Source organism: Amnibacterium sp. CER49 (assembly GCF_029846255.1).
GTDB lineage: Bacteria > Actinomycetota > Actinomycetes > Actinomycetales > Microbacteriaceae > Amnibacterium.
The window spans coordinates 1,941,739-1,965,876 of record NZ_JARVWQ010000001.1; the positions used below are offsets into that span (position 1 = coordinate 1,941,739).

Annotated in this window: 28 protein-coding genes and 1 tRNA gene; 18 read left to right on the forward strand and 11 right to left on the reverse strand. The window is 72.9% G+C overall.

Annotation, left to right across the window (positions count from 1 at the left end):
* The first annotated feature begins 61 nt into the window (after positions 1–61).
* Complete coding sequence (locus tag QDR37_RS09540; RefSeq protein WP_279713409.1) at positions 62–1,159, forward strand: acyltransferase; 1,098 nt, start codon at positions 62–64, stop codon at positions 1,157–1,159.
* A gap of 139 nt (positions 1,160–1,298) precedes the next feature.
* On the opposite strand, the gene QDR37_RS09545 is transcribed toward QDR37_RS09540, so the two are convergent.
* Together QDR37_RS09545 and QDR37_RS09550 are read right to left on the reverse strand one after the other, a co-directional pair.
* Positions 1,299–1,371, reverse strand: a tRNA-Ala gene (locus tag QDR37_RS09545).
* Between the two features lie 57 nt (positions 1,372–1,428).
* A complete protein-coding gene (locus QDR37_RS09550; RefSeq protein ID WP_279713410.1) occupies positions 1,429–1,791 on the reverse strand; it encodes a hypothetical protein in 363 nt (120 codons plus the stop codon).
* Between the two features lie 53 nt (positions 1,792–1,844).
* Between QDR37_RS09550 and QDR37_RS09555 the strand changes: the two genes are divergently transcribed.
* On the forward strand, positions 1,845–2,189 hold the full coding sequence (locus QDR37_RS09555) for a hypothetical protein (protein ID WP_279713411.1): 345 nt from the start codon (positions 1,845–1,847) through the stop codon (positions 2,187–2,189).
* A 19-nt stretch (positions 2,190–2,208) separates the two neighbouring features.
* On the opposite strand, the gene QDR37_RS09560 is transcribed toward QDR37_RS09555, so the two are convergent.
* Positions 2,209–2,442, reverse strand: coding sequence for a hypothetical protein (locus QDR37_RS09560; protein WP_279713412.1), 234 nt, complete (start codon positions 2,440–2,442; stop codon positions 2,209–2,211).
* A gap of 50 nt (positions 2,443–2,492) precedes the next feature.
* Here QDR37_RS09560 and QDR37_RS09565 point away from each other — a divergent pair, with 50 nt between their 5' ends.
* Together QDR37_RS09565 and QDR37_RS09570 are read left to right on the forward strand one after the other, a co-directional pair.
* Positions 2,493–2,969, forward strand: coding sequence for a MarR family transcriptional regulator (locus QDR37_RS09565; protein ID WP_279713413.1), 477 nt, complete (start codon positions 2,493–2,495; stop codon positions 2,967–2,969).
* 117 nt (positions 2,970–3,086) lie between these two features.
* On the forward strand, positions 3,087–4,130 hold the full coding sequence (locus tag QDR37_RS09570; protein WP_279713414.1) for an NAD-dependent epimerase/dehydratase family protein: 1,044 nt from the start codon (positions 3,087–3,089) through the stop codon (positions 4,128–4,130).
* Between the two features lie 40 nt (positions 4,131–4,170).
* Here the strand turns inward: QDR37_RS09570 and QDR37_RS09575 are convergent, their stop codons facing one another.
* Entirely contained in the window at positions 4,171–5,163 is a 993-nt protein-coding gene (locus QDR37_RS09575) for an aldo/keto reductase (protein ID WP_279713415.1), read from the reverse strand.
* Positions 5,164–5,252: 89 nt separating this feature from the next.
* Here QDR37_RS09575 and QDR37_RS09580 point away from each other — a divergent pair, with 89 nt between their 5' ends.
* The 4 genes from QDR37_RS09580 (at position 5,253) to QDR37_RS09595 (ending at position 7,210) form a co-directional block, all read left to right on the forward strand.
* The gene (locus QDR37_RS09580) at positions 5,253–5,876 is read left to right on the forward strand and encodes a nucleoside/nucleotide kinase family protein (protein ID WP_279713416.1); all 624 of its coding nucleotides are present in this window, start codon (positions 5,253–5,255) and stop codon (positions 5,874–5,876) included.
* Positions 5,877–6,218: 342 nt separating this feature from the next.
* Positions 6,219–6,572, forward strand: a complete 354-nt coding sequence (locus QDR37_RS09585) for an Lsr2 family protein (RefSeq protein ID WP_279713417.1) — start codon at positions 6,219–6,221, stop codon at positions 6,570–6,572.
* 99 nt (positions 6,573–6,671) lie between these two features.
* Positions 6,672–7,091 carry a pilus assembly protein CpaE gene (locus tag QDR37_RS09590; RefSeq protein WP_279713418.1) on the forward strand — a complete coding sequence of 140 codons (420 nt, stop codon included), beginning with the start codon at positions 6,672–6,674 and terminating at the stop codon, positions 7,089–7,091.
* Positions 7,088–7,210, forward strand: a complete 123-nt coding sequence (locus tag QDR37_RS09595; protein WP_279713419.1) for a hypothetical protein — start codon at positions 7,088–7,090, stop codon at positions 7,208–7,210. Before QDR37_RS09590 ends, QDR37_RS09595 begins: the two co-directional genes overlap by 4 nt.
* On the opposite strand, the gene QDR37_RS09600 is transcribed toward QDR37_RS09595, so the two are convergent.
* The gene (locus QDR37_RS09600) at positions 7,207–8,397 is read right to left on the reverse strand and encodes an MFS transporter (RefSeq protein WP_347882101.1); all 1,191 of its coding nucleotides are present in this window, start codon (positions 8,395–8,397) and stop codon (positions 7,207–7,209) included. The genes QDR37_RS09595 and QDR37_RS09600 overlap by 4 nt on opposite strands.
* Positions 8,398–8,653: 256 nt before the next feature.
* On the opposite strand from QDR37_RS09600, the gene QDR37_RS09605 reads away from it, so the two are divergent.
* From QDR37_RS09605 to QDR37_RS09640, 8 genes are all read left to right on the forward strand, one after another.
* Entirely contained in the window at positions 8,654–11,131 is a 2,478-nt protein-coding gene (locus tag QDR37_RS09605) for a ribonucleoside-diphosphate reductase subunit alpha (protein ID WP_279713421.1), read from the forward strand.
* A 2-nt stretch (positions 11,132–11,133) separates the two neighbouring features.
* Positions 11,134–11,235, forward strand: coding sequence for a ribonucleotide-diphosphate reductase subunit beta (locus QDR37_RS09610; RefSeq protein WP_279713422.1), 102 nt, complete (start codon positions 11,134–11,136; stop codon positions 11,233–11,235).
* A gap of 110 nt (positions 11,236–11,345) precedes the next feature.
* Positions 11,346–12,338, forward strand: coding sequence for a ribonucleotide-diphosphate reductase subunit beta (locus QDR37_RS09615; RefSeq protein WP_279713423.1), 993 nt, complete (start codon positions 11,346–11,348; stop codon positions 12,336–12,338).
* 180 nt (positions 12,339–12,518) lie between these two features.
* On the forward strand, positions 12,519–13,055 hold the full coding sequence (locus tag QDR37_RS09620) for a DUF1697 domain-containing protein (protein ID WP_279713424.1): 537 nt from the start codon (positions 12,519–12,521) through the stop codon (positions 13,053–13,055).
* On the forward strand, positions 13,052–13,510 hold the full coding sequence (locus QDR37_RS09625; protein WP_279713426.1) for a YbaK/EbsC family protein: 459 nt from the start codon (positions 13,052–13,054) through the stop codon (positions 13,508–13,510). The genes QDR37_RS09620 and QDR37_RS09625 overlap by 4 nt, the downstream gene beginning before the upstream one ends.
* 193 nt (positions 13,511–13,703) lie before the next feature.
* Complete coding sequence (locus QDR37_RS09630) at positions 13,704–15,233, forward strand: MDR family MFS transporter (RefSeq protein WP_279713427.1); 1,530 nt, start codon at positions 13,704–13,706, stop codon at positions 15,231–15,233.
* A 52-nt stretch (positions 15,234–15,285) separates the two neighbouring features.
* Positions 15,286–15,978 (forward strand): alpha/beta hydrolase, encoded by a 693-nt coding sequence (locus QDR37_RS09635; protein WP_279713428.1) that lies wholly within the window; start codon positions 15,286–15,288, stop codon positions 15,976–15,978.
* Entirely contained in the window at positions 15,975–16,655 is a 681-nt protein-coding gene (locus QDR37_RS09640) for an alpha/beta hydrolase (protein ID WP_279713429.1), read from the forward strand. The genes QDR37_RS09635 and QDR37_RS09640 overlap by 4 nt, the downstream gene beginning before the upstream one ends.
* On the opposite strand, the gene QDR37_RS09645 is transcribed toward QDR37_RS09640, so the two are convergent.
* The 5 genes from QDR37_RS09645 to QDR37_RS09665 all read right to left on the reverse strand — a co-directional run bounded on the left by QDR37_RS09645 (position 16,652) and on the right by QDR37_RS09665 (position 21,324).
* Positions 16,652–16,864, reverse strand: coding sequence for a CDGSH iron-sulfur domain-containing protein (locus QDR37_RS09645; RefSeq protein WP_279713430.1), 213 nt, complete (start codon positions 16,862–16,864; stop codon positions 16,652–16,654). The genes QDR37_RS09640 and QDR37_RS09645 overlap by 4 nt on opposite strands.
* Positions 16,857–17,819: a glycosyltransferase gene (locus QDR37_RS09650; protein ID WP_279713431.1), complete on the reverse strand. Its 963-nt coding sequence runs from the start codon at positions 17,817–17,819 to the stop codon at positions 16,857–16,859. Before QDR37_RS09650 ends, QDR37_RS09645 begins: the two co-directional genes overlap by 8 nt.
* Complete coding sequence (locus QDR37_RS09655; protein ID WP_279713432.1) at positions 17,816–18,865, reverse strand: iron-containing redox enzyme family protein; 1,050 nt, start codon at positions 18,863–18,865, stop codon at positions 17,816–17,818. The genes QDR37_RS09650 and QDR37_RS09655 overlap by 4 nt, the downstream gene beginning before the upstream one ends.
* Positions 18,866–18,984: 119 nt before the next feature.
* Positions 18,985–19,803, reverse strand: coding sequence for a protein phosphatase 2C domain-containing protein (locus QDR37_RS09660; RefSeq protein WP_279713433.1), 819 nt, complete (start codon positions 19,801–19,803; stop codon positions 18,985–18,987).
* A gap of 87 nt (positions 19,804–19,890) precedes the next feature.
* Positions 19,891–21,324 (reverse strand): lipase maturation factor family protein, encoded by a 1,434-nt coding sequence (locus QDR37_RS09665; protein ID WP_279713435.1) that lies wholly within the window; start codon positions 21,322–21,324, stop codon positions 19,891–19,893.
* Between the two features lie 99 nt (positions 21,325–21,423).
* On the opposite strand from QDR37_RS09665, the gene QDR37_RS09670 reads away from it, so the two are divergent.
* On the forward strand, positions 21,424–22,563 hold the full coding sequence (locus QDR37_RS09670) for a hypothetical protein (RefSeq protein ID WP_279713436.1): 1,140 nt from the start codon (positions 21,424–21,426) through the stop codon (positions 22,561–22,563).
* Entirely contained in the window at positions 22,560–23,393 is an 834-nt protein-coding gene (locus QDR37_RS09675; RefSeq protein ID WP_279713437.1) for a sulfurtransferase, read from the forward strand. Before QDR37_RS09670 ends, QDR37_RS09675 begins: the two co-directional genes overlap by 4 nt.
* A gap of 79 nt (positions 23,394–23,472) precedes the next feature.
* Here the strand turns inward: QDR37_RS09675 and QDR37_RS09680 are convergent, their stop codons facing one another.
* Positions 23,473–24,108 (reverse strand): GNAT family protein, encoded by a 636-nt coding sequence (locus tag QDR37_RS09680; RefSeq protein WP_279713438.1) that lies wholly within the window; start codon positions 24,106–24,108, stop codon positions 23,473–23,475.
* Between the last annotated feature and the right edge of the window lie 30 nt (positions 24,109–24,138).

Here is a 24,138-nt window from a genome sequence, read left to right on the forward strand (position 1 = left end):
GGGTTCAACGGGCTGAACATCGCTCGACGTCCCGGGCTCCGTGCTCCTAGCGTGCGACCTCGTGAGCGAGCCGCGGCGACCGGACATCCAGGGGCTCCGCGCCGTCGCCGTGCTGCTCGTGGTCGGGCTGCATGCACTGGGGGAGCCACGCGGTGGCTTCGTCGGCGTCGACATGTTCTTCGTGATCAGCGGCTTCGTGATCACCTCGGGCCTGATGCGCGAGGTGTCGAGGTCTGGACGCATCGCGCTGCCCGGGTTCTACCTTCGGCGGGCACGGCGGATCCTGCCGGCGTCGCTGCTACTGCTCGGCGTCGTCGGGCTGCTCGCGCTGCTGCTTCCGCCGACCGTCCGGGGGAAGGTGAGCGACGACCTGCTCTGGGCGCTGCTCGGAGGCGAGAACTGGAGGCAGATGAGCATCGGCGCCTTGACCTCGAGCGACTTCAACCCGGTCGGCCACTACTGGTCGCTGGCGGTGGAGGAGCAGTTCTACCTCGTGTGGCCCCTGCTGATCCTCGTCGGCACCGCCGTCGGCCGGCGTTGGAACCGGCCCGTGGGCGGCGCCGCCGTGGCGGTCGCTGCGGTGCTCGTGGCATCGCTGCTCGTCAGCCGGACGGACACCGCCGGTGCTGTCGGGCTCGGGTACTTCTCGACCGCCTCGCGGGGCTGGGAGCTGGCTGCCGGCGGCCTGCTCGCGCTGCTCCCGGTGGGAGCGCCGGATCGCACGCGCCGCCTCGGGTTCGGCCTGGTCGGAGCGGGTGCGATGGCGGTGGCCGCTCTGCTGATGCCGAAGGCGTTCGTGTACCCGTTCCCGGGAGCGCTGCTGCCGGTGTTCGGGACTGCGGCGCTTCTCGTCGCCGCGCCGCGGGTGCTCGCGATCCGGCCACTCCGAGTCGTCGGCGACCTGTCGTACTCCCTCTATCTCTGGCACCTGCCGGTGCTCGCGTTCGTCTGCGGCTTCCTCGGGGTCACTCCCGCCGCGATCCTGTCGGCGCTCGCCCTGTCGGTGCTGCTGGCCTGGGTCTCGTACCGGTTCGTGGAGCAGCCGTTCCGCGACGGCCGGGTCGCGGCCGCGGTCGGGGCGCTGCTGCGCCGCGACCGCACCCCCGATGCGGAGTCGCCGACGTCGGAGGCGCACCGCGTCGCACCGTCTCCGGTCTGACTCTCTGCGTCCCTCACGCATTCGGCTCAGCGGCCGATCCGCCACCGATTCGGCTCGTGAGCAGGATCCGTTGCTGCCGTCCGAATCGGTGGCGGGAACGAGAAAGGCCCCGTCCGACTGGACGGGGCCTTCTGCGTCGTGGACCCAGGGGGATTCGAACCCCCGACCTTCTCATTGCGAACGAGACGCGCTACCAACTGCGCCATGGGCCCGTGTGCGCGGACCAGGCTAGCACCCCGGGGCAGGCCGATCCGGGCGCCGACGCGCGGTCAGGCCGGGGACGGCGTGGGCGTCGCCGGCCTGAAGCGCAGCGCCGACCACGTCGCGTCGAGCGCGATCTGCCGCACCGGGCGGATGCCGAGCGCCTCGGCCGCCGCCGCGAGACGGTCGCGGTTCAGGTCGGTGCCGAGGGCGCCCGCCTTCGGGTACGCGATCCAGGCGACGCGGTCCGCCCGGGCGGCCTCGACGGCCTCGCCGATGCCGTCGAGATCGGACCGCATGCGCACGAAGGCGAGGACCGCGGGGGAGCCCGGGGCGCCGAGCGCCACGCCGTCGAGCTCGAGCCCGTCGGGCGCTCCGACCACCTCGAGCGCGACGCCGGGGCGCAGCTGCAGCTTCGCCGACAGCTCCATGCGGCGATCCTCGCACCCCCGCGGGGTCAGGCCCGTCGGCTAGGTTGCGCCCGATGGGATCCGGCACGCTGCACGGCGACGACGCGATCGACGAGGTCGCGTGGCGTCGGCTCGACCGCCGCCTGTGGGCCGCGTCGCGCCAGGGGCGGCCGCTCGGCACCGTCGAGCACGGTCATCGCTACACCGCGCTCGACGTCGACGGCGGCACGATCGGCCGGTACGACGGCCTCGACACCGCGATGGCCGCGCTCGCCGCGCACCACGGCGGTCCGCCGCTGCCGGCGCCCCGCCCGGTGCGCGTCGTGGTCGAGCGCACCGCCTTCACCGTGACGAGCGCGTTCGGGCTCGGCGCGGTCGCGGTGATCGGGTACGCGATCGCAGCGGGGCTCTTCGGCTAGCGGCTCGAGCGGAGGCGCATCAGGCCGCAGGCCCGTCGTCCGTCGGACAGAGCATGCGGGTCGCCGAGAACTGGTCGCGGCCGCGCTCGAACGTGTGCTGCGCGAGCGGTCGTCCGCAGATCGGGCAGGACGGGTCGGCCGGCGGCACGTAGGGCGCCTCGGGGCGGCCGATGCCGACCTGCGCGGGACCGACCCAGGGCAGGAGGCCTCGGTCGATGCGCCGCGCCCACCCGAACAGCCGATCCTTCACCATGTCGAGCAGTCTAATCCTTCGTGCACTAACGATCGCGCTACGCTGGCGACATGACGGATCCCCTCGCGCTCGACCGGCAGGTGTGCTTCGCGCTCGCGGCGACGAGCCGCAGCGTCGTGGCCTTCTACCGGCCCGTGCTCGAGCCGCTGGGGCTGACCCATCCGCAGTACCTCGTGATGCTCGCCCTCTGGGAGCGCAGCCCCCGCACCGTGCGGGCACTCGCGGACGCCCTCCACCTCGAGCCCGCCACGCTCACCCCGCTGCTGAAGCGGCTCGAGGCCGCGGGCCTCGTCACCCGCGAGCGCAACCGGGCGAACGAGCGCGAGCTCGCCGTCGGCCTCACGGACCGCGGGACTGCGCTGCGCCGTCGGGCCGAGCAGGTGCCCGCTCGTATCGTCGAGCGGCTCGGGATGCCGCTCGCGGCGCTCGAGGAGCTCCGCGACCGGCTCACCGAGCTGCTCGCCGCCACTCGCCGTGCGGAGCAGGCGGGGGCCGAGCAGACCGAGGACGGCGGCCGCGCCGCCTGACCCGTCCGCTCGACGGCCGCCGACATCCCGCCGAGCATCCCGTGGGAACCGGGCCGCCCGCGCGGTGCCGCCCGACGGCCCCTCCGTAGCGTGAGGTCGGTCGGCGAAGGGGAGCGGATGCGCATCGTGGTGGTCGGGGCGACCGGCAACGTGGGGCTCGGGGTGCTGCGGCGCCTCCAGCGGGAGCAGGACATCGAGATCGTCGGGGTCGCCCGGCGCGTCCCGGGCCCGGACGCGCCCCCGCCCTACGCCGGCGTCTCCTGGCACGCCATCGACATCGCCGAGGACACGGCGGTCCGTGACCTCACGCTGGCGTTGTCCGGCGCCGACGCCGTGATCAGCCTCGCGTGGCTGCTGCAGCCGAACCACGACGAGCGGGTGCTCGCCGCGACGAACGTCGGCGGCCTCCGGCACGTGCTGCAGGCGGTCGCCGCGGCGGGGGTCCCCCAGGTCGTCGTCGCGTCGTCGGTCGGGGCGTACAGCCAGGGGCCGAAGACCGCGCGGGTCGACGAGACCTGGCCCACCGGCTCGATCGCGAGCTCGCACTACGGGCGGCACAAGGCGAGGGTCGAGCGGATGCTGGACGCCTTCGAGGGCACCCATCCCGACATCGTCGTCACCCGGCTGCGGCCCGGGCTCGTCATGAACAGGAAGGCGGGCGCCGACCTCGTCCGCCTCTTCGTCGGGCCGTTCGTGCCGACCCGGTGGATGACCCGCGTCCCGCTCGGGGTGCTGCCGATGCCGATCCGCACCGTCTCGCAGGTCGTGCACGTGGACGACCTCGGCGACGCCTTCTGGCGGGCGGTCGACCGGCGCGCGGGCGGCGCCTTCAACATCGCCACCGAGCCGCGCGTCGGCCCCGAGGAGGTGGCGGAGGTGCTGAAGGCCAGGTGGATCCCGGTGCGCATCGCCCCCGTGCGCGGCGCGATCTGGCTCGCGTGGCAGCTGCACCTCATCCGCGTCGACCCGGGCTGGCTCGACATCGCCCTGAGCGTGCCCGTCATGTCGACCGAGCGCGCGCGCCGTGTGCTCGGCTGGGAGCCGGAGGTCGACGCGATCGACGCGCTGCGCGAGGCGATCGTCGGCGTCGCGGACCATGAGATCGAGGCCGCGTCCCCGCACCTCGGGCGCCATCCGTGGCCGCCGACCATGGCGCAGTAGGCGTCCGCCCCGCACCACGGCGAGGCGGACGCCCTCCGTCTCAGCGGTTCAGGGTCGCCATGCCCTGCGCGGCGTAGCGGTCGCCGGCCGCCGCGCCCGACGGCGCGACCCGGTCGATCTCCGCGAGGTCCTCCGCGGTGAGCGTCACCTCGAGCGCCGCGACGTTCTCCTCGAGGTTCGGGATGCGCCGCGTGCCCGGGATCGGCACCACGTCGTCGCCTTGCGCGAGCACCCAGGCGAGCGCGAGCTGCGACGGCGTCACGCCCTTCGCCTCGGCGATCTTCCCGACCTCATCGAGCAGCTCGAGGTTCTTCCGGAAGTTGTCGCCCTGGAATCGGGGGCTCGTGCGACGGAAGTCGTCCTCGGCGAAGTCGTCGACCGAGCGGATCCTCCCGGACAGGAAGCCCCGGCCGAGCGGCGAGTACGGCACGAAGCCGATGCCGAGCTCGCGGACGGTCTCGAGCACCCCGTCGTCCTCCACGTCGCGCGTGAACAGCGAGTACTCCGTCTGCACGGCCGTGAGCGGGGCCGTCGCATGCGCCTTCCGGATGCTCGCGGGCGACGCCTCGCTGATGCCGAGGAAGCGCACCTTGCCGGCCTGCACGAGCTCGCCGAGCGCTCCGAAGGTGTCCTCGACGGGCACGTCCGGGTCGACCCGGTGCTGGTAGTAGAGGTCGATCACGTCGATGCCGAGCCGCGACAGCGATCCGTCGACCGCTCGCCGCAGGTAGTCGGGCGACCCGTTCACCTTCCCCGTGCGGTTGCCCTGCTCGTCGATCTCGTTGCCGAACTTCGTCGCGATCACGACCTCGTCGCGCCGGTCGGCGAGCGCCTTCCCGACGAGCCGCTCGTTCGTCCACGGGCCGTAGACGTCGGCGGTGTCGAAGAACGTGACGCCGAGGTCGAGCGCGCGGCGGATCGTCGCGGTCGACTCCTCATCGTCGTGCGCGCCGTAGAAGGCGCTCATCCCCATGCAGCCGAGTCCCTCGGCCGAGACGACGAGCCCCTGCCCGCCGAGCGTGCGCGTGTCCATCGCGTTCCTCCCTCGTGTCGGTCCTGGCGGACCGCGGATCGGTCTACCCGCGCGTGGCTGAGTGCTGCCCGGACGGGGAGGATGGGTGCATGACCGACCCGCCGGCGCTGCTCGCCCGCGTCGCGCGGCTGCTCGCGGGGCGCCCGCGGGTGCTCATCGGCATCGCCGGTGCCCCCGGCGCTGGCAAGTCGACGCTGGCCGCGGCGCTCGCGGGCGCGGCGGAGGACGCCGGCATCGCCACGGCGGTCGTGCCGATGGACGGCTTCCACCTCGCCGACCGGGCGCTCGCCGCCCTCGGCCGCCTCGATCGCAAGGGCGCGCCCGACACCTTCGATGCGGGCGGGTACGCGGCGCTGCTGCAGCGCATCCGCGCCGGCGACGGCATCGTGTGGGCGCCGGCGTTCGAGCGGGACCTCGAGCAGCCGATCGCCGGGTCGATCGCGGTGCCGCCCGCGACGCGGCTCGTGCTCACGGAGGGCAACTACCTGCTGCTGCCGGACGCGCCGTGGTCGCACGCGCGGGCGGCGCTCGACGAGACCTGGTTCGTCGAGGTCGACGGCGACCTGCGGCGGGAGCGGCTCCTCGCGCGGCACGTGCGGTTCGGCAAGGCGCCCGACGCGGCCGCCGAATGGGTGTCGCGCAGCGACGAGCCGAACGCCGTCCTCGTGCAGGGAACGCGCGCCTCCGCCGATCTCCTGCTGCGGATCCCGTAGGTTCGGCGACCGAATCGCCCGTCATTCCAGCGGAAACCGGGTCGGTCTACCCAGGAAGCCGGGGGTGGGCCGGCACGTGGCGCGGGGAAGGCCGACGGCTTTCTACCAGAGTCCGACTGCCCTTCCGCGGATCCGCGCCCGACGTGTCGGAGATCGAATAGGCGCTCCTTCAAGCGCCTCTCGAACGTTATCGATCACCGTTTCGAAACGCCCAGCCGAAAAAACGCTGAAAACGCCTTCGAATTGCGCGCGGAATAGACGGAATTCCCGCTACAGTCATGTGCATCGCGCAGCCCCCGCTCCGCGTCATCCGATTCCGACTTCCGGGGAGAAACGCCGAACATGGCACAGAAGTACATCGTGCAGCTCGTCGACGACCTCACGCAGCAGCCCATCGAGGACGGGGCCGGCGAGAGCGTGCGATTCGCGCTCGACGGCGTCAGCTACACCATCGATCTCACGCGTGAGCACGCCGACGACCTGCGGAACGCGCTCTCGCAGTACGTGAACGCTGCTCGCAAGGCCGACGTCGCAGTCAAGGCCAAGTCGTCCACCGGTTCCTCCTCGCGCGGCGGCGCGAAGAGCGGCGGCGACCTCAAGGTGGTCCGTGAATGGGCCAACCAGAACGGTTTCCACGTCTCGAGCCGGGGTCGCATCCCGTCGAACGTGCAGGAGGCGTACAACGCGGCCAACTGACGGCCGATCGAGAGGGAGGGCCCGGCGCGGAGCGATCCGCGCCGGGCCCTCCCGTCGTTCCCGGGAGGAACGCTCGGCGGGCGTTCGTATCCTGTCCGGATGATCTCCCGGGAGCTGGCGCTGCGGCTGCGCGAGGCCGGACTCGTCTGGCGACCCGAGGCGGGGGATCGCTTCCAGTTCCTGAAGCAGGACATGGAGTCGACCGGCACCGAGCTGTTCACCGTCAGCGACATGACGATCGAGGCGCACCACTACCCGACCGGCGTGGTGCTCGGGTTCAACGGCACCACCGAGTGGGCGCTCGACTCCGTCGCGCTGGAGGACGCGCTCTGGTTCCCGCGCGAGGACCAGCTGCGGCAGGCGCTGCGCGGCACCTTCCTCCGCCTCGAGCGCGACGACGCCGGGCGCTTCGTCGTCCGCACCGTGTTCCGCGGCGAGCCGCGCGAGCACGCCGCCGACACCGCCGAGGACGCCTACGCGCTCGCGGTGCTCGCCGAGGTCGAGTCGGCGCTCGCATGACGACCGTCGCCGCCGTGGTCGCGGCGATCGCCGCGGTCGCGGGCGTCGTCGCGTTCCTGCTCGTGCCGGATCGCGGTCCCCGCCGGCCGCGCGACCCGGACGAGGACGACCGGGGCTAGGCCGGCTGCACCGGGACGGGCGCGGTCTCCGGCACCGGGCCCGCGTCGCGGCCTCGCATGTCGGGCGTCGCGCGGTGCGCCGCGGCGGCGACGCCCAGCGCCACCGCGGAGAGCACGGCGCCGCAGCCGAACGCGGCCGGCGGGCCCGCCACGTCGAGGAACCAGCCGGCGAGCGCAGCGCCGAGCGCACCGCCGATCAGCTGGCCCGTGTTCGTCCAGCCGTAGGCCTCCGCGGTGTCGCTGAAGCGCACGGACGACGACACGATCGCCGACATCACGCCGAGGGCGGGGGCGATGCCGAAGCCGGCGACCACGAGCGCGCCGGAGATGCCCGCGAACCCGGAGACGAAGGGGAGCAGCGCCGAGCCGGCCGTCACGATGAGCAGCCGCAGCGTGAGCGACCACCGGCGCATCGGCAGGCGCCCGAGCGCGAACCCGCCGACGAGCGAGGCGAGCGACCAGATGGCGAGCACGACCCCGGAGAGCGGGTTCGTCGTGCCGAAGGCGCCGGGCACGCTCGCCTCGACGTCGGCGCAGGCCGCGATCATGAGGAACCCGACGACCGTCGAGAGCAGCACCGGCGGCCGCGCCAGCACGGCGCCGAAGCGGCGCTTGCTGCGCGGGATCCGCACGCGGCCGACCTCCGGCGACGCGGCGAACCACGCGCCGCCGCCGAGCAGCAGGGCGACCGACAGCAGCAGGCCGAGCGCCGTGCTGAGCGTGGTCGCGACGAAGGTGACGGCGACCGGGCCGCCGATCCAGATGAGCTCCTGCAGCGACGCGTCGAGCGAGTAGAGCGGGGTGAGCATCCGCGCGTTCACGAGCTTCGGGTAGATCGTGCGCACGGCCGACGTGATCGGTGGGAACGCGAGCCCTGCGAGGAACGCGAGCGCGACGACGCCGGCGAGGGGCATCGGCACGAGCGCGATGACCGCGACCCCCGCGGCGCAGGCGATCGCCGTGACGATGATCACCGGGCGCATCCCCACCCGCCCCATGAGCCGCCCCGTGGCCGGTCCCGCGAGCGCCTGCCCGATGCTGAGCGCGGCGAGCGCCACGCCGGCGGCGCCGAAGGAGTGCGTCGAGCGCTCGACGTGGAAGAGCAGGCCGAGCGAGAGCATGCCGCTCGGGAACCGGGCGACGAGCTGCGCGGCGATGATCCGCGCGACGCCCCGGGTTCTCAACAGCCCGCCGTACCCACCGCTCACAGGCCCTCCATCCTAGGTCCCGCCCAGTGTCCGGGCCTCGGCCTACGGTCTCCCCAGCGACCCCCTCGTTGTCCACAGCCATCCCCAGGGCATGTGGACGACACGCCGGGGGTTTCCACAACATGTAGGGCTCTTGCCCTTCGGGCACCCCTGTATATAGTGATGGCCGGTTCGACGGGGGCGAGTCCTCCTCCGGCCGGGGGACGGCGGAGCGACCGCCTCGAGAGGAGATTCCATGGGCATCACGGTGGTCAAGCGCGACGGCACGAGGGAGCCGTACGACGCCAACAAGATCAACCTGGCCATCGAGCACGCGAGCGCCGGTCTCGACCCGAACATCACGTGGGTCACCCAGATCGCGTCCGAGCTCGAGCTCACGCTCTTCGACGGCATCACCACCCAGCAGCTCGACGAGGCCGTCATCCAGGTGGCGCTGCAGAACGTCAAGGACGACCCGGCGTTCGACACGGTCGCCGCGCGGCTGCTGCTGAAGACCATCTACAAGCGCGTCCTCGGCGACTACGACAGCGACGCCGACGTCCGGGCGCTCCACGCCGAGCACTTCCGCCGCTACATCGAGCGCGGCGTGGCCGAGGACCTGCTCGACCCGCGCCTCGGGTCGCGCTTCGACCTCGAGGCGCTCGGTGCGGCGCTCGACCCCGAGCGCGACGAGCTGCTCAAGTACATCGGCGTCGTCACGCTGAACAACCGCTACGGCATCAAGGCCCGCAACGGCGAGCCGCTCGAGGTGCCCCAGTACTTCTTCATGCGCATCGCGATGGGCCTCGCGCTGAACGAGCAGCAGCCCACCGAGATCGCGCTCGACTTCTACCGCAAGATGTCGAGCCTCGACTACCTCGCCGCGGGCTCCACGCTCGTGAACGCCGGCACCCGCTACCCGCAGCTCTCGAACTGCTTCGTGCTCGAGATGCAGGACGACATCGAGCACATCGCGAAGAGCGTGCGCGACGTCATGTGGCTCACGAAGGGCACGGGCGGCATCGGCCTCTCCGTCACCAAGCTGCGGGCCCAGGGCTCGCCGATCCGGTCGAACAACACGATGTCCACCGGCCCGATCCCGTTCATGCACACCATCGACTCGGTGCTCCGCGCGGTCAGCCGCGGCGGCAAGAAGTTCGGCGCCCTCTGCTTCTACATGGAGAACTGGCACCTCGACTTCCCCGAGTTCCTCGACCTCCGCCAGAACTCCGGCGACCCGTACCGGCGCACCCGCACCGCGAACACGGCCGTCTGGATCTCCGACGAGTTCATGAAGCGGGTGCAGGACGACCAGGACTGGTACCTGTTCGACCCGCTGGAGGTGCCCGACCTCAACGAGCTCACCGGCAAGGCGTTCTCGGAGCGGTACGCCCACTACATCGCCGAGGCCGAGGCGGGCCGCATGCGGGCGTTCAAGCGCATCGGCGCCCGCGAGCAGTTCAAGTCGATCCTCATCGCGCTGCAGACCACGAGCCACCCGTGGCTCACGTGGAAGGACACGATCAACAACCGGGCGCTCAACAACAACACCGGCACGATCCACTCCTCGAACCTCTGCACCGAGATCACGCTGCCGCAGGACCGCGACAACGTCTCCGTCTGCAACCTCGCGTCGATCAACCTCTCCCGGCACCTCGTGGTGCAGGCGGACGGCTCGCTCGGCATGGACTGGGCCCGCATCGCCGAGAGCGCGAAGCTGGCCGTCCGCCAGCTCGACAACCTCATCGACATCACGCTGTCGAGCGTCGACGAGGCCGACAACTCCAACGAGCTGAACCGTGCGATCGGCCTCGGCGTCATGGGCTTCACCGACGTCGTCGAGCGCCTCGGCTACTCGTACGAGAGCGAGCAGTCCTACGCCCTCATCGACGAGATCATGGAGCACGTCTCCTACGCCGCCATCGAGGAGTCGGTCGACCTCGCCGCCGAGCGCGGGGCCTACCCGAACTTCGCGGGCTCGCGCTGGTCGCAGGGCCTCGTGCCGTTCGACACGATCGCGCTCACCGAGGCCGACCGCGGCGTGCCGATCCAGGTCGACCGCACCACGCGCCTCGACTGGGACGCGCTCCGCGCGCGGGTCAAGGGCGGCATGCGCAACGCGACGCTCATGGCCATCGCGCCGACCGCGTCGATCGGCCTCGTCGCCGGCACGACGCCCGGCCTCGACCCGCAGTTCTCGCAGATCTTCAGCCGTGCCACGTCGAGCGGCAAGTTCCTCGAGGTCAACCGCAACCTCGTGACGGCGCTCCAGGAGCGCGGGCTCTGGGAGCGCGTGCGCGAGCAGATCCTCCGCAGCCAGGGCGACATCCAGCACGTCGCCGACATCCCCGACGAGATCAAGGACGCGTACAAGACGAGCTTCCAGCTCTCGCCGTACGCGTTCCTCGAGGTCGCGGCGCGTGCGCAGAAGTGGATCGACCAGGCCATCAGCCGCAACATGTACCTCGAGACCCGCGACCTCGGCGACATGATGGCGATCTACGCGGGGGCGTGGGAGCGCGGCGTCAAGACGACGTACTACCTGCACATGAAGCCGCGCCACACCGCCGAGCAGTCCACGGTCCGCGTGAACAAGGCCGAGACCATCGACTCCGGGGCGCCCGCACGCCGCGGTTTCGGTGCGCCGCAGCCGGCGGCCGCGGTCGCGCCTTCAGCGCCTGCCGCACCCGCTCGCCGCGGGTTCGGCTTCGGCGGCGTCGCGAAGGGGGAATGACGATGAACGAGGGGGGTTCGCTCATGAACGACATCGACCAGGTCGGCGGCTACGCCGTGCCCATGGACCCGATGGATCTGCTGCAGTGCGACTCGTGCCAGTAGCGCGCGGGAGCTGAGGGGACGGCCGTTTCCGGCCGTCCCCGCGACGCCGGCGCCGACGCCCGTCCCGGGCGGCGGCACGATCGCTCGAGTACACAAGGAAGAGGGACGAGATGAGCATCCTCGGCACGGGGATCCAGGAGGGCCTGCTGCTCAAGCCGGTCCGCTACCAGTGGGCCATGGATCTGTACGAGCAGGCCGTGGCGAACACCTGGTTCCCCAACGAGATCCAGCTCGGTGAGGACATCGCCGACTTCAAGCGGATGACCGACGAGGAGCGTCACGCGGTGACGTTCCTGATGAGCTACTTCAACCCGAGCGAGCTCCTCGTGAACAAGGCGCTCGCGTTCGGCGTCTACCCCTACGTGAACGCGCCCGAGGCGCACCTCTACCTCGCGAAGCAGATGTGGGAGGAGGCCAACCACTGCATGTCGTTCGAGTACGTCCTCGAGACGTTCCCGATCGACCGCGACGAGGCCTACAACTCGCACGTCGACATCCCGTCGATGCGCAAGAAGGAGGAGTTCGAGGTCGAGTTCATCCGTCGCATGACGGAGCAGACGCTCGACATCTCGACCACCGAGGGCAAGCGCGATTTCGTGCGGAATCTCGTCGCCTACAACGTGATCCTCGAGGGCATCTGGTTCTACTCGGGGTTCATGGTGGCGCTGTCGTTCCGGCAGCGGAACCTGCTGCGCAACTTCGGGTCGCTCGTCGACTGGATCGTGCGCGACGAGAGCCTCCACCTGAAGTTCGGCATCAACCTGATCCTCACGGTCCTCGACGAGAACCCGGATCTGCAGACGCCGGAGTTCGCGGACGAGATCCGCTCGATGATCCTGAACGCCGTCGAGATGGAGGAGCAGTACAACCGCGACCTCCTGCCGAACGGCATCCTCGGTCTGAATGCGAACTACATCAACCAGTACGTGAAGTACCTCGCCGATCGGCGCCTCGAGGAGCTCGGTTTCGAGCCGCACTACAAGGTGTCGAACCCGGCGAAGTGGATGGCGACGGCGAACGACACGCTGCAGCTCGTCAACTTCTTCGAGTCGACGAACACCTCCTACGAGTCGAACGCGCAGGCGACGGTCTCCTCGCGCTGAGCTCGTCCATCCGGCAGCGGCCGCACGGGGTCCCCGCCCCTGTGCGGCCGCTGCGGCGTTCCACGCGCCGCGCATGCATGCCGTCGGGACCTCGAGTAGCCCGACGAGGCCTGCAGGCGTCCCGACGGCACACGGACGCCCGAGTGGCGCCGGCAGCCGCGGTCGCGGCAGCATGAGCGGGTGCGTGCCGTCGTCCTGCTGCGGGGTGTGAACGTCGGCGGTGTGCGCTTCCCGATGAAGGAGCTCGCCGCGCGCCTCATGGAGGCGGGCTTCACCGACGTGCGCACCGTGCTGGCGAGCGGCAACGTCGTGCTCACCGGCGACCAGGACGACGCACGGGCCATCGGCCGGGCGGTGAGCGGGGTGATCCGCCAGGCCTTCGGCTTCGACGTCGCGGCGATCGCGCTTCCCATGCCGCTCGTCGCGACCGCTGTCGACGAGTACCCGTTCGATCGCGCTCCGGACCGTCACGCCTACGTCGTCTTCGCGGAGCGGCCGGACGCGCTCGCGGCGCTGCTCGAGTCGGCGGGCGCGCTCGACCCGGCCGTCGAGCGGGTGCAGCCGGGCGAGGGCGTCCTCTACTGGGACGCGCCCAAGGGCGAGACGCTCACCACCGCCTTCGGCAGGCACTACGGCGGGCAGCAGCGCACCGGCGTCGTGACGACGAGGAACCTGAACACCCTCGAGAAGATCCTCGCCGGCGAGGATCGGGCATGAGCGCTGCGGACCGCGTCGCCGAGGCGCTGCGCACCGCCGGCGCGAGCGAGCCCGTGACGCTGCCGGACTCGACGCGCACCGCGGGGGAGGCGGCGGCCGCACTCGGCGTGGAGGTCGGTGCCATCGCGAACAGCCTCGTCTTCCTCGCCGACGGAGCGCCGCTGCTGGTCATGGCGAGCGGTGCCCATCGCGTCCACACGACGGGACTCGCAGCCCGCCTGGGCGTCGGCCGCATCGAGCGGGCGACGCCCGAGCAGGTCCGTGCGGCCACCGGCCAGACCGTCGGTGGCGTCTCGCCCGTCGGCCACCCGTCGCCGCTCCGGGCGGTGGTCGACGAGGACCTCGAGCGGTATCCGGAGCTGTGGGCGGCCGCCGGGACGCCGCACTCGGTCTTCCGCACCTCGTTCGCCGAGCTCGTCGCCCTGACGGGCGGACAGGTCCTCCCGATCGCCTGACGCTGCTGAACGACGCGGTCGGGCGGTCCGGGGAGGTTGTCGGAGGTGTCTGCAAGACTGAGCCCCGACGGGGATCGGGCGAGGCGAACGTCACCGCAAGCGGGAATACGACGTTGTTCTCCGCGGTCGTCCCTCCCGTCTTCATGCGCACCGCTGCGTCTGACCCATCCCACGGTGCTCGAGGAGGCCCCCCATGACCGGAACCGCCGAGCGCGTGCAGCGCGCCAAGGCCGGCCGCGGCAGGTCGGGACGTGTCACCGGCGAGCGCTCCCCGCAGCGTGCGCCGATCGAGCGGCTCTCCGTCCGCGACCGCACGGTCATCGCCGTGCTGCTCGTGGCCGCCTTCGTGGTGGTGCTCAACGAGACGATCATGACGGTCGCGATCCCGGTGCTCATGAAGGACCTGTCGGTCGATGCGAGCACGGGCCAGTGGCTGTCGACCGGGTTCGTGCTCACGCTCGCCGTCGTCATCCCCGTCACCGGGTTCCTGCTGCAGCGCATCCGCACACGGCAGGCGTTCCTGCTCGCGATGGGATTGTTCAGCGCGGGCACGCTCATCGCCGGGCTCGCGCCCGGCTTCGCCGTGCTGCTCCTCGGCCGCATCGTACAGGGCACGGGCACGGCGGTCATGTTCCCGCTGCTCATGACGACCGTGATGACGCTCGTGCCCGAGCGCAGTCGGGGCAAGGTGATGGGCAACGTCTCGCTCGTCATCTCGGTGGCGCCCGCGCTCGGGCCCACGATCTCCGGCGTGATCCTCAGCGTGCTGCCGTGGCGGTTCATCTTCTTCCTCGTGCTGCCCGTCGCGGTCGGGGCGATGATCCTCGGCGCCTGGCTCATGCACGACATCAGCGAGACCCGCAAGGCGCCCATCGACCTCGTGTCGATCCCGCTCGCCGCGCTCGGCTTCGGAGGCCTCGTCTACGGCCTGAACGCCATCGGCGAGAGCGCCGGCTCCCGCGGTCACTCACCGCTCGAGATCTGGGTGCCGATCGTGGCCGGGGCCCTCGCGCTCACGGCGTTCCTGCTGCGCCAGGTGCGGCTGCAGCGCACCGACCGGGCGCTGCTCGATCTTCGGGCGTTCCACTCCCGCGTCTTCAGCGCGAGCGTGGCCGGCGGGGCGGTGTCGTTCCTCGCGCTGCTCGGCAGCGCGATCCTGCTGCCCATCTACCTGCAGAACGTGCTGCACGCGACGCCGCTCGTCACCGGCCTGCTCGTGCTGCCGGGCGGTGTGCTGATGGGCGTGCTCGGACCCGTCATCGGTCGGCTCTACGACTCGGTGGGTCCCAGGGCGCTGCTGCTGCCCGGCACGGCGATCGGCACCCTGGGCCTCGTCCTGCTCGCGTTCGTGTCCGAGACCACCCCGCTCTGGTTCGTGCTCGGCGCGCACATGCTGCTCTCGGTCGGCCTCGCCACGATCCTCACGCCGCTGTTCACGGCGGGGCTCGGCGCGGTGCCGCAGCGCTACACGTCGTACGGATCGGCGATCTTCGCCACGGTCCAGCAGGTCGGCGGTGCGGCCGGCACCGCGCTCGTCGTCACGGTGCTCGCCGTGCAGACGGCGGCGGCGCGGCTCGACGGGCAGCCCGCTGCTGCGGCTGCCGCATCCGGGGTGCGGCTCGCCTTCGTGCTCGCGGCCATCGTGTTCGCCCTGACGGCGGTGTTCTCGCTGTTCATCACCCGTCCGGCTGACGCGCCGTCCGGGGCCGTCGCCCACGCCTGAGGTGCGGCGCAGGCGCCGCGCGGCCGATCGGTTCCGGTACGACGGGCGGACGATGCTCGTGTGGGACGACCAGGGGCCACCCGGTCCGGTGTTCGTGCTCGTCCACGGCATCGGCGTCGGCTCGCGCTACTACCGGCGGCTCGCGCCGGTGCTCGCCACAGCCGGTCGCGTGCTGACCGTCGAGCTGCCGGGCTTCCGCGACGCGCCCAAGCCCGGCCGGGTGCAGTCGGTCGAGGACCACGGCGAGACCGTCGCCGCCCTCGTGGCGCCGCTCGGTCGCCCGGTGGTGCTCGTCGGGCACTCCATGGGCACGCAGATCGTCACCGAGGTCGCGGCGCGCCGTCCGGAGCTCGTCGAGCGGCTCGTCCTCATCGGTCCGGTCACCGACCCGGTGGCGCCGACCGCGGTCCAGCAGGGCCTGCGGCTCGGGCGCGACACGCTCCGCGAGCCGCCGCTCGCGAACTGGATCGTGTTCAGCGACTACGCGCGGACCGGGCCGTCCTGGTATCTGAAGACGTTGCCGTCGATGCTCACGTACGACATGCTCGGCACGCTGCCGCGCGTGCAGGCGCCCGCCGTCGTGATCCGCGGCAGCCGCGACCCGATCGCCCCGCGGCCGTGGGCGCAGCGCGTCACGGACCTGCTGCCGCACGGTCGCCTGGTCGAGGTGCCGGGCGCCCCGCACGTCGCGATGTTCGTCCGGCCGGAGGCCGTCGCGGCCGCGATCCTGGGGCGCGACGCATGACGCCGCTGCAGAAGGCGCGCTTCTGGGCGCTCGACTACGTCTTCGCCGTCCGATGGCAGCTCGCCGGGCTGCTCGACCGCACCGACCCGGGCCGCTACCTCGGCGGCGCGAAGGACCCGGTGCTGCTGATCCCCGGCATCTGGGAGACCTGGCACTTCCTCCGCCCGCTCGCGCTGCACCTGAACGCCGCCGGGCACCCCGTGCACGTGCTCGCCTCGCTCGGCTGGAACGGCGCCACCGTCGAGGCGAGCGGCAGGGCCGCGGCCGCCTACGTGCGCGAGCACGACCTGCGCGACGTCATCGTCGTCGCGCACAGCAAGGGCGGCCTCATCGGCAAGTGGGCGATGCTCTTCGACGACCCGGAGAGCCGGTTCGCCCGCATGGTCGCGATCGTCACCCCCTTCAACGGCTCCGCGTACGCCCGTCACCTGCCCCTGAAGAGCCTCCACGCCTTCTCGCCCGACGACCCCACCACCGTGCTGCTCGGCGCCAACCGGAACGTGAACCGGCGCATCACCTCGGTCTTCGGCGAGTTCGACCCGCACATCCCGGGCGGCTCGGAGCTGCCGGACGCGACGAACGTGCGGCTGCCGGTCGCCGGGCACTTCCGCATCCTCGCCGATGCCCGCACGCTGGCCGCGCTCGACGAGGCGCTCGCTCGTCCGGTGCGGGACTAGGCGTCGCCCTCGGGCTCGGTGACGAACCCGATCGCCTTGTGCGTGCCGTCGCAGAACGGCTTGATCGTCGACTTGCCGCAGCGGCAGAGCGCGACCGTGCGGCGGCGCTGCGGCACGCGGGCGCCGTCGGGGGTCCGGATCTCGATCTCGCCGCGGACGAGCAGCGGCCCGTTCGGGCAGGCGACGATCTGCACGGGGACGTCAGGCACGGCTGCTCCTTGCTCGCAGGGTTCGGGCGGAGTGCGCGGCGAGCACGATGCGCCGGCCGCGGTACGGGACGCCGCCGCGGAGGCGGGCGAGCACCGCGAGCCAGACGCAGACGGCGCGCTCGGCGAGCCAGAGCGGCGCCCAGAGCGCCGCGGTGGCAGGGAAGAAGCGGGTGCCGCCGGCGCGGCGGCGGCCGGCCTCGGCGAGCAGCGCGACCCCCACCGCGCCCGCCAGGAGCCGGACGGGCCGGCGGCCGGCCCAGACCGCCGCCGGCAGGAGCGCGAGCTCCGTCACGAGCCGCGGCGGCTGCGCGAGGTCGTCGTACGCCTGCCGCACCCGCTGCTCGAGGAAGTGCTGCAGGGTCGGGGGACGCCGCACGACCGGCACCCCGTCGAGGCGGGCCTCCCGCCCGCCTGCGGCGCGGATCGTGCGGATGAGCTCGAGGTTCTCGAACAGCGCGTGCCCGTCGTAGCCGCCGGCGGCGAGCAGCACCGCGCGCCGGATCCCGACGGTGCCGGGGTAGTCCCCGCCGAATGCGCGGTTCACCAGCGTGCGGCCGGTGTCCCAGCGGGCGTGCCACGGCATCGGGTCGAACACGTTCTGCGGGCGGACGAGATCGGCATGGTCGAGCGCGCCCACCACGGCCGCGAGCCCCTCCGCGTCGTAGCGGACGTCGTCGTCCGCGAGCACGACGGCGTCGTGGCGGGCTGCGCGCACGCCGGTCATGACGCCGGCGACCTTGCCGTTCGGGCCGGCCCACGGCTCGACCGGGAGGTGCCGCACCGCGGGCGGCAGCGCTACGGCATGGGCGGCGAACAGCGCGGGGGAGGAGCCGTCGACGACGGTGACCTCCGCGATGGTCACGAGCCGCTCGAGGTGCCCCACGAGGTCGCGGAGCGCCGTGTCGTCGGTCCAGGCGAGCGGCACCACGACCTCCGCCCGCAGCCGCTCGCTCACGGCACGGGTGCGCGCAGCGACGACTCGCCCGCCGTCCAGCGCTCGAGGATCCACGCGCCCGCCCGGCCGTCCATCTCGAGGCAGGCGGCCGCGCCGAAGAGCACGTCGTCGAGCAGCGCAGGCTCGCCCTCGACGAGGCCGCCGGCGAGGTCGCGGGCGGCGATCTGCTCGTGCACCGCGTCGGCCTCGACGTGCTCGTCGAAGTACCACGTCGCCTCCTCGTCGAACCCGTGGCGGCGGAAGCCGTTGCCGTACTGCCGGTTCGGCAGCGACGAGGTCATCTCGAAGGCGGCGAGGTGGCCGACGTTCGCGCCGCGGAGGCGCCGGTGCAGCCCGAAGAGCGACATGGTGTTCAGGGACGCGAGGGTGACGGCGGGCACGAGGTCGAGGTAGGCGCCGACCGCGTCGTCGAGGCCGAGGGCGCGCATGGTGCGGGCGAAGATCGCCGAGTGGATGCGGCCGGGGCGGCCGCCGCCGTACTCGTCGGACTGGATCTCGACGAGGGCCGCCTTCGCCCGGCCGGTGAGGCGCGGGATGCCGAAGCTGTGCGGGTCCGCCTCCTTCAGCGTGTAGATGGAGCGCTGCACGAGGAACTCGCGCAGCTGCTCGAGCGTGGCCTTGCGCGCGACGTAGCGGGACAGGCTGGGGCCGGAGTCCTCGCCGGTGAGGGCGAACAGCGCCTCGGCGACGGCCGCGGCTGTCGGCTCCGGCCGCTCGGGCACGCGGACGACGGCGCGGATCGCGGCCTCGAGGTCGCGCTCGATGCGGGCTCGTGCAGCGAGCAGCTGCGGCGACCACTCGAGCCCGTCGTCGACGCCCGCGAGACCGCCGTAGTGGAGCTCGTAGAGCAGGAGGAGGGCGAGCTGCAGGTCCTCGTCACCGAGGATGTCGGCGGTGTCGGCGAGGGCGCGGTCGACGGCGTCGTCGAGACCGTTCGCCTCGCCCTGCAGGGCGTCGAGGACCGCGCCGCTCGCTGCGCCCCGGGGTGCGGGGAGCGGCATCGGGCGCTGCTGCAACACGTCGTCGTGGAGCAAGGTGGCGGGCATGGTTCCACCGTAGGAATGTTCGAGGGGAACGGGCTGGGCCTTGCCCGAGTACGGAGCGGGCGCTAGGGGAGCGGGGGACCGGCGACCGTGGACCGCCGAGGCGAGCGCCTGGGTACGCGTCAGGCGGACAGCCGCGCGGCGACGATGGTGAGGTCGTCGTGCACCTTGCTGCCGGCGTCCTGCAGCCGATCGGCCTGCTCCGTCTCCGCCGCGCGCACCATGTCCGCGATCCCGCGCAGGTCGCCGACGAGGGATCGGCGCGCGAGGTCCTGCGGCGTCGCCACGCCGAGCAGGTCGTAGGCGCGGGTCGCGCCGTCGCTGCAGGCGATCACGCCGGTGAGTGCCGTCAGTGGGGTAGCGCCGGTCAGCGCGTGCCGCGCCGCGTCCGGGTCGTCCTGCGCGCACCAGAAGCCGCCCTGCCGGTTGCGCGAGGCCTCGACCGCCCGCCGTGCGGCATGCCGTCGGTCCGCGGGGCCGCGGGCCGCGATGCCGGCCGCGACCTCGGCGGCGACCGCGGCGCGCACGACCCCCTCGAGCCGCTCGTCGGTGATGGGCACGACCGGCCCGTGCCGCGGCACGACCAGCAGCGAGGCGTCGCAGAGCACGAGGTGCTCGAGACGATCACCGCTGACGCGCCACGCGGCGACGGTCGCGCTCGGGGAGCCGGCCCTGAGGTCGCAGGTGCCGGCGTGGGCATCGCGCACGAACGCGATGGAGTCCCCGAGCGCGTCCCCCATCGTCCCCGACCGCTCAGCGAGCCGAGCGGCGAGCTCGTCGGCGAGGAAACGCGCGAACCAGGCGACGCTGTGCCGGCACCCGGCCCGCAGCTCCTTCGGCAGCCCGGCGCCGTCGACGACGACTCCGATCCCGTTCCCGAGCGCGAAGGCGTCCTCGTTCGGCGCCGCGAGGTCGGCGGGGACGGTGATCGTGCGGCTCATCGCACGATCCAAGCAGGGGCGGACGCTCCGGCTGCCCGTCCGCTCGGCGCCGCCCCTCGCGCTGCTGATCGTCGTGGCAGCGGCGGCTCACCGCACGAGCCGTTCCAGGTCCCGCCGCCCGACCGGTGCCACCAGCGTGTACAGCGGCCGGCGGATCCAGATCGCGCCGGTCTCGCGGTGCTCCTGCCGGTTCGCGAAGCGGTAGCGGAACATCCGCACCCGGATCAGGGCGGGTGGACGCCCGCCGAACGGGTCGACGCGCACGTGCTTCAGGATCAGCGGATCGGCCTCGAGCAGCCGCAGCAGCAGCGCCGCGAACCAGCGGTCGCGGGCGGCGCCGAGCGGCACGAACCAGAGCAGCCAGTCGAGCCGCAGGTGGTACGGCGCGAACCATCCGGGGCGCCGCTGCGGATCACCGGGCTTGCCGAAGAACTCGTACTCCCGCCAGTCGCCCTCGCCGGGCTCGGAGGTGGCGGCGCCCTCGATCAGCACCTCGTCGCGGTCGCGCGTCACGCTGCCGAAGGCGCCGTAGGCGTTGCCGAGGTGCCACCGGTTGAAGCTCGCGTTCATGAGCTGGTCCCGGGAGAGCAGGTTGACCGCCGGGCGGTAGGCGACGACGAGCAGCAGGGCGGCGGCCGCGGTCGTGACGACGAGCCAGTACGTCGGCAGCGCCGTGCCCGCCGGCGGCGAGGCGACCGGCAGGAGCAGGCGGGCCTGCGCGTCGCCGATCCCCGCGAAGGCGAGCACGATGGTCAGCCAGTTCAGCCAGGCGAAGTTGCCGGTGACGACGAGCCAGAGCTGGGTGAGGATCACCACCGCCGCCCCGACGGACGCGATCGGCTGCGGCAGGAACAGCAGCACGGGCGCGATGAGCTGCGCGACGTGGTTGCCGAGCACCTCGAGTCGGTGCCACCACCTCGGCGCGAGGTGCGCGAGCCGGCTGAACGGGTTCGGCATCGGCTGCGTCTCGTGGTGGTAGTAGAGCGCCGTGAGGTCGCGCCAGGCGACGTCGCCGCGCAGCTTGATGAGACCCGCACCGAACTCGAGCCGGAACACGAGCCAGAGCACGGCGAGCAGGATCAGCCGCGGTGGCGGGCTGCCGTCCGCGCCGAGGAACGCGACCGTGAAGCCCGCCTCGAGCAGCAGGCTCTCCCAGCCGAAGCCGTAGAACGTGCCGCCCACGTTCACGACGGACATGGCGAGGAACCAGAGCGCGAGGAACGCGACCATCGGCACCCAGTCGGGTCCGGTCTGCGGCAGTCCGAGCACGAGGAGCGCGGCGACGACGACGCCCGTCCAGCAGACCGCGGCGAGCCGGCGGTCGGTGTAGCCCCAGCGGAACAGCGTGAAGCCGCGCCAGAAGCGCCGGTCGGCGGACGGCACCGGCAGGAGGCCCCGCTCCCCGAGCAGCGCCGGGAACTGCAGGGCGGTGCTCACGAAGGACACGATGAAGACGGCGGCGACGCCGCGCTGCAGCACCTGCCGCGCGAGCTCCGCGTCCGTCGCCGCGAACCACCCCATGCCATCGGGACCGTAGTGCCGCGACCCCGGCGGCGGAACCCGGGGGACTTCCGCAGCCGCAGGGGCGAGACTGTGCGGATCCCGCACCCGGAGGTCGCCTTGGAGGGTCCACCCGCCGCCCGCTCCGGCCGCCTGGCCGTGCGCCGCCTGCACCACAGCGGACCCCGGCCGCTCCGGGTGCTGCTGCTCGGCGACCGCGCGGTCGTCGGCGATCCCGGGCCCCGGCACGCCGAGACGCTCGCCGACCGCCTCGTCGACCGGCTGTGGCTCACCCTGCGCCGCGGTGTCGACCTCGACGTGCTCACCGACCTCACCCCGGTGCTCCGCGCGGTGCGGGGCGCGTTCGACGCCTGGCGGCTGTGGCGCTACGACGCCGTGGTGATCGCGCTGCCCGCCGAGCCCGGGGCGCTGAAGCACGTGCGCCTGCGCCACCACCTGTCGGAGCTGCTCGACGAGGTGCTCGCCGACGCCGCCGGCACCGCGAGCCTCGTGCTCGCCTCGCCGGTGCCGCGCTCGAGGCACGCGGCGAAGCCCTTCCCGGTGGAGGAGCTGCTGGGTGCTGCACCGAGCGACCGGATCGTGGCCTGCCCGGTCCTCGAGGCCGACGACGCCCGCGCCTGGGCCGCCGCCGTGGCCGAGCGGCTCGCGCCGCTCCTGCCCGCGCCCGACAGAGCCCCCGCCCCCGACAGCGCCGCAGCCCTGCGCGACCGGCCGGACGACGAGGCCGAGCGGCAGCGGGCGCTCGACGCCCTCGGCATCGTCGAGAGCGCGCCCGATCCACGGTTCGACGACCTCGTCGAGCTCGCCCGCACGGCGTTCGGCGCCCAGTCGGCGGAGATCAACTTCCTCGACCGCGACCGGCAGTGGAAGATGGCGGTCGCCGGCGCCGAGCGCGGCGAGCAGCCGCGCTCGACGTCCTTCTGCAACCTCACCATCCAGTCGGCCGAGCCGACCGTCATCGAGGACGCCCGGCTGCATCCCCTGCTCCGTCTCGCGCCCGCGGTGCGCGGGCCGCGCGCGGTGCGCTTCTACGCGGCGTACCCGATCGAGAGCGCCGACGGCTACCGCGTCGGCTCGCTCTGCATCTACGACTCCGAGCCGCGAGCCGCCGAGGCGGTGAACCTCGACGTGCTGCGCGACCTCGCGCTGCTCGCGCAGGCCGAGCTGACCGGCGTCGACACGGGGCCGATCGACAGCCCGCTGACGTCGTCGGGGGCCGGAGGGACGATGGGACGGTGAGCGTCCTCGTCTCCGCCGCGGATCTCGCGGCCGACCTCCGCGATCCCCGTCTCGTGCTCCTCGACGTGCGCTGGCGCCTCGATGCGCCGGACGGCCGGCCCGCGTACCGCGAGGCGCACGTCCCCGGGGCCGTCTACGTCGACCTCGACGGCGAGCTCGCGGCACCGCCCTCGGGCCAGGCGGGCCGGCACCCCCTGCCCCCGATCGAGGTCCTGCAGGCGGCGGCGCAGCGCTGGGGCGTCCGCGCCACCAGTCGCGTGATCGCGTACGACGACCTCGGCGGCATGTCCGCCGCCCGCGCCTGGTGGCTGCTGAAGCACGCCGGGCTGCAGGACGTGCAGCTGCTCGACGGCGGCCTCACCGCGTGGCGCGACGCGGGGCTGCCCACGGAGACGGGCGACGTCGAGCCCGTGCCCGGCGACGTCGAGCTCACCTACGGCGCGATGCCGGTGCTCCGCCTCGATCAGGCCGCGGCGCTGCCCGGCGAGGGAGTGCTCGTCGACGCCCGCGCGGGGGAGCGCTACCGCGGCGAGACCGAGCCGATCGACCCCCGCGCCGGCCACATCCCGGGCGCGGTGAGCGCGCCGACCACCGGCAACCTCGGCCACGACCGCCGCTTCCTGCCGCCCGAGGTGCTGCGGCAGCGGTTCCTCGACCTCGGGGTGCGCCCCGACGCACCCGTCGCCGCGTACTGCGGCTCCGGCGTGACGGCGGCCCACGAGGTCGCGGCGCTCATGATCGCGGGCTTCGAGCCGGCCCTCTACCCGGGCTCATGGAGCCAGTGGTCGAACCGCGACGACCTGCCGGTCGCGACCGGCGCCGAGCCCTGACCCGCACCTGACCGAAGGGCGGAGGAATCGCGACCGTCCGGCCCGGTCCCGCAGGAGCCGGGCCGTCGCGCTGTCCGCCTCACGGCCCGGTCCCGAACAGCTCGGGCCGCGCGCCGGTGACGAGCACGTCCTGGCCGGACCCGGAGGCGAGCCAGGCGGCGCGAGAGAGGCGGAGGTGCACGAGCTCGCCGTCGCGCTCCGGCGTGACCAGCCTCGAGGTCCGCTCGTACCGGTAGCCCAGATGGCGGCTCACGCCGAGCGACGCGGCGTTGTCGCGCCAGGCCGACGTGATCGCCGCATCCGCGGCGAGCGGGCCGAAGGCGAGCGCGAGCACCGCTTCGCGCATGCGGATGCCGATACCGCGCCCACGTGCCTCCGGAACGAGCCACGAGGCGGAGTCCACGGTGCGTTCCGCCGCGAACCGTTCGGCTTCGATCGTCTGCACGCCGGCGAGCGCGCCGGTCGGCAGGCGCACCGCGAGGTGCAGCTTCCAGCCGTCGGGGTCGAAACCTTCCCGGTCCCGACGCACGGCCGTGCGGTAGGCCTCGCGGCGTGCTGCGCGCACCTCACCGGGTGGCAGCGGGACCGCGGGGTCGAGCTCGATGTCGTCCGGCAGCAGCAGCGCCAGGGCGTCGAGCAGCTCCGCGGTCATCGGCGCGAGCTCGACCGCCGGAGAGCGGAGCAGCAGACCGGTGCCGGGCCACGTCTCCGCCATGCCGGGACCGTAGCGCCAGGAGCGCGATCC